This is a genomic window from Streptomyces europaeiscabiei, assembly GCF_001550375.1.
GTDB lineage: Bacteria > Actinomycetota > Actinomycetes > Streptomycetales > Streptomycetaceae > Streptomyces > Streptomyces europaeiscabiei.
Map to the genome: position 1 here is coordinate 1 of NZ_LRTR01000546.1, position 4683 is coordinate 4683.

2 protein-coding genes and 1 pseudogene are annotated in these 4683 nt (G+C 71.8%); 2 read left to right on the forward strand and 1 reads right to left on the reverse strand.

Annotation, left to right across the window (positions count from 1 at the left end; all coding sequences use genetic code 11):
* Positions 1 to 509, forward strand: a pseudogene (locus AWZ10_RS26810) (septum formation family protein); the annotation flags it as partial.
* A 141-nt stretch (positions 510 to 650) separates the two neighbouring features.
* Complete coding sequence (locus AWZ10_RS26815) at positions 651 to 4025, forward strand: pyruvate carboxylase (RefSeq protein ID WP_060892229.1); 3375 nt, start codon at positions 651 to 653, stop codon at positions 4023 to 4025.
* Between the two features lie 236 nt (positions 4026 to 4261).
* On the opposite strand, the gene AWZ10_RS26820 is transcribed toward AWZ10_RS26815, so the two are convergent.
* Positions 4262 to 4683: ATP-binding cassette domain-containing protein (locus AWZ10_RS26820; protein ID WP_159058343.1), on the reverse strand; the 422-nt coding region annotated here is incomplete at its 5' end.

Consider the following 4683-nt stretch of genomic DNA (forward strand, 5'->3'; position numbering starts at 1 on the left):
GCCGTGGCGGGGGCGGCTCCTCCACCACCGCCTCGCCGTCCGCCGGTGCCACCGCCGAGGACAAGAGCACCTCGGGGTTCGGGGCGGCGACCACCACGGAGAACTGCCCCGCGACGGACGTCGACGGCGTGGGCGGCCGGTGCGTCGTGACCTCGGAGTGCTGGAGCGGCATCGTCGACATCTCAGGCATCGTCACCGTCAGCCGTGCGGACTGCCAGACCAAGCACGTGTGGGAGACCTTCGCGATCGCGCCGCTGCCGCAGGACGGCATGACCAACAACGCGCGGGACCTGATCAAGCACCCGGACGTCAAGGCGCTGTGCTCACAGAGAGTCATGGCCGCGACGATGGCCGCCGACGGCCGTGACATCGCGGACGAGTGGAACGTCGACATCATCCCGCCGTCGGCGGCCGAATGGGACAAGGGGCTGCGGGTCTTCCGCTGTGTGGCCGCGGCGGTCACGGACGACGGCGAGAAGACGGGGAGTCAGTTCGCGGTGCGGGGGTGACCGGAGTGCGGGCACGCTGCCCGCACTCCGGTCACGTAGGCCAGACCTCCGATCACCTGTCAGTGACGGGGCTCTCATGGCACGTAGGCCGTATTGCCGCGACCATGGTGTTCCTCACCAGGCAGGCCGAAGGGATCCGGAATGCTCCGCAAGGTACTGGTCGCCAACCGTGGCGAGATCGCGATCCGCGCGTTCCGCGCAGGCTACGAAGTGGGCGCGCGGACGGTCGCCGTGTTCCCCCACGAGGACCGCAACTCGCTGCACCGGCTCAAGGCCGACGAGGCCTACGAGATCGGCGAACCGGGACACCCCGTGCGGGCGTATCTCTCCGTCGAGGAGATCATGCGCGCCGCCCGCCTCGCGGGCGCCGACGCCGTCTACCCCGGCTACGGGTTCCTGTCCGAGAACCCCGAGCTGGCCCGGGCGTGCGAGGAGGCGGGCATCACCTTCGTCGGCCCCAGCGCGCACATCCTGGAACTGACGGGCAACAAGGCACGCGCGGTGGCCGCCGCCCGCGCCGCCGGCGTACCGGTCCTCGGCTCCTCCGAGCCCTCCACCGACGTCGACGAACTGGTCCGCGCCGCCGACGACGTCGGCTTCCCCGTGTTCGTCAAGGCCGTCGCCGGCGGCGGCGGACGTGGTATGCGCCGCGTCGAGGACCCCGCCGCGCTGCGCGAGTCCATCGAGGCGGCGTCCCGTGAGGCCGCCTCCGCGTTCGGCGACCCCACCGTCTTCCTGGAGAAGGCCGTCGTGGAGCCCCGCCACATCGAGGTGCAGATCCTCGCCGACGGCCACGGCAACGTCATCCACCTCTTCGAACGCGACTGTTCGGTGCAGCGCCGCCACCAGAAGGTCATCGAGCTGGCCCCGGCCCCGAACCTCGACCCGGATCTGCGGATGAGAATCTGCGCCGACGCCGTACGGTTCGCCCGCGAGATCGGCTACCGCAACGCGGGCACCGTCGAGTTCCTCCTCGACCGCGACGGCAACCACGTCTTCATCGAGATGAACCCCCGCATCCAGGTCGAGCACACGGTCACCGAGGAGGTCACCGACGTCGACCTCGTGCAGTCCCAGCTCCGGATCGCCGCCGGGGCCACGCTCGCCGACCTCGGGCTGTCCCAGGAGAAGGTCACCCTGCGCGGCGCCGCCCTCCAGTGCCGTATCACCACCGAGGACCCGGCGAACGGCTTCCGCCCGGACACCGGCCGCATCAGCGCCTACCGCTCGCCCGGCGGCTCCGGTATCCGGCTCGACGGCGGCACCACCCACGCCGGTACGGAGATCAGCGCCCACTTCGACTCCATGCTCGTCAAGCTGACCTGCCGGGGCCGGGACTTCACCACCGCCGTCAACCGGGCCCGCCGCGCGGTCGCCGAGTTCCGCATCCGGGGCGTCGCCACGAACATCCCGTTCCTGCAGGCCGTCCTCGACGACCCCGACTTCCAGTCCGGCAACGTCACCACGTCGTTCATCGAGCAGCGCCCGCACCTGCTCACCTCCCGCCACTCGGCCGACCGGGGCACGAAGCTGCTCACCTATCTGGCCGACGTGACCGTGAACAAGCCGAACGGCGCACGACCCGACCTGATCGACCCGTCCACCAAGCTGCCTCGCCCCACCGTCGCCGAACCGCCGGCCGGCTCGAAGCAGAAACTCGTCGAGCTGGGCCCGGAGGGCTTCGCCCGCTGGCTGCGCGAGTCCCCGACCATCGGTGTCACCGACACCACGTTCCGGGACGCCCACCAGTCGCTGCTCGCCACCCGGGTCCGTACGAAGGACATGCTCGCCGTCGCCCCCGTGGTCGCCCGGACCCTGCCGCAGCTGCTCTCCCTGGAGTGCTGGGGCGGCGCCACCTACGACGTCGCCCTCCGCTTCCTCGCCGAGGACCCCTGGGAGCGCCTGGCCGCGTTCCGCGCCGCCGCGCCCAACATCTGCCTCCAGATGCTGCTGCGCGGCCGCAACACCGTCGGGTACACGCCGTACCCGACCGAGGTCACCGACGCCTTCGTCCAGGAGGCCACCGAGACCGGCATCGACATCTTCCGGATCTTCGACGCGCTCAACGACGTGGGCCAGATGAGGCCCGCCATCGACGCCGTACGGGCCACCGGAACGGCCGTCGCCGAGGTCGCCCTCTGCTACACCTCCGATCTCTCCAACCCCGCCGAACAGCTCTACACGCTCGACTACTACCTCCGGCTGGCCGAGCAGATCGTCGAGGCCGGCGCCCATGTCCTCGCCGTCAAGGACATGGCGGGACTGCTTCGCGCCCCCGCCGCCACCAAGCTCGTCACCGCCCTGCGCCGCGAGTTCGACCTGCCGGTGCACATCCACACCCACGACACGGCGGGCGGCCAGCTCGCCACCTACCTCGCCGCGATCCAGGCCGGCGCGGACGCCGTCGACGGGGCCGTGGCCTCCATGGCGGGCACCACCTCGCAGCCGTCGCTGTCGGCGATCGTCGCCGCGACCGACTACTCCGACCGGCCCACCGGCCTCGACCTGCGGGCCGTCGGCGACCTGGAGCCCTACTGGGAGAGCGTCCGCCGCATCTACGCCCCCTTCGAGGCGGGCCTCGCCTCACCCACCGGCCGTGTCTACGACCACGAGATCCCCGGCGGCCAGCTCTCCAACCTCCGCACCCAGGCCGTCGCGCTGGGCCTCGGCGACCGCTTCGAGGACATCGAGGCGATGTACACCGCCGCCGACCGCATCCTCGGCCACCTCGTGAAGGTCACCCCCTCCTCCAAGGTGGTAGGCGACCTCGCCCTGCACCTCGTCGGCGCCGGAGTGGCCCCCGCGGACTTCGAGGCGACCCCGGACCGCTTCGACATCCCCGACTCCGTCATCGGCTTCCTGCGCGGCGAGCTGGGCACCCCGCCCGGCGGCTGGCCCGAGCCGTTCCGCAGCAAGGCCCTCCAGGGCCGTGCCGACGCCAAGCCCGTCGAGGACCTCGGTGCCGAGGACCGCGCCGGACTGGAGAAGGACCGGCGAGCCACCCTCAACCGGCTGCTGTTCCCCGGCCCGACGCGCGAGTTCGAGACGCACCGCCAGACCTACGGCGACACCAGCGTCCTCGACAGCAAGGACTTCTTCTACGGCCTCGGCCCCGGCAAGGAGTACGCCGTCGACCTGGAGCCCGGCGTGCGGCTCCTCATCGGTCTGGAGGCCGTCGGCGAGGCCGACGAACGCGGTATGCGCACGGTGATGTCCACGTTGAACGGCCAACTGCGGCCGATCCAGATCCGCGACAAGGCCGCCTCCTCCGACATTCCCGTCACGGAGAAGGCCGACCGTGCCAACCCCGGCCATGTCGCCGCCCCGTTCGCCGGCGTGGTCACCCTCGTGGTCGCCGAGGGCGACGAGGTCGCGGCCGGCGCGACGGTCGCCACCATCGAGGCGATGAAGATGGAGGCCACCATCACCGTCTCGAAGGCCGGACGGGTGTCCCGCCTGGCGATCAACAAGATCCAGCAGGTGGAGGGCGGCGACCTGCTGGTCGAGATCCTCTGACCCTCCCGCGGGCGGCACCGCCATCCGGCTCGACCGGTCGGAGCCCGGTCTCCTCGGACCGGGCCACCGGAACGGTACCGCCCGCATTCCGTACGGCCCCCTGCCTCTGCGGCTTGTCCCGTCGGAGCCCGGGACGCGGGCACGCGGGCGACGACGAGTCGGGGGTGAGCCGACGGCACGGCGAGTTGACGTGCCGTCGGCGGATACCGCTCGTGGTCGCCTCGTCCGCTCCGGTTTCAGCGCGAGGCCCTGGCCGACCACCGTGTCGTGGAGACGAGTGAGGCCGTGAAGGCGTGCTGCGGCGCGGTGAGGACCTGTCGGGCGGGACCCTGTTCGACCAGTTCCCCGGCGTCCATGACCGCGATGCGGTGGGCGACGGCGGCGGTGTCCAGGTCGTGGGTGATCAGGACGAGAGCCGGTCCGGCACCCTCGCCGTCGCCGAGCAGACCCGTGAGGACGTCGAGGATGCCACGTCGGGTGACCGTGTCCAGGCCCGAGGTGATCTCGTCGCAGATCAGGACGCGGGGGCGGGCGAGGAGGGCGCGGGCCAGGGCCGCGCGCTGGAGTTCGCCGCCGGAGAGCCGGGCGGGGTGGCGGCCCACCAGCTCCGGTGCGAGGCCGAGACGCGTCAGGGTGGTCAGCGCCTCGGCCTCGGCGG

Excerpts from the sequence above, each read along its gene's own strand:
- AWZ10_RS26815 (WP_060892229.1), top strand. The coding sequence starts at position 651 with ATGCTCCGCAAGGTACTGGTCGCCAACCGTGGCGAGATCGCGATCCGC.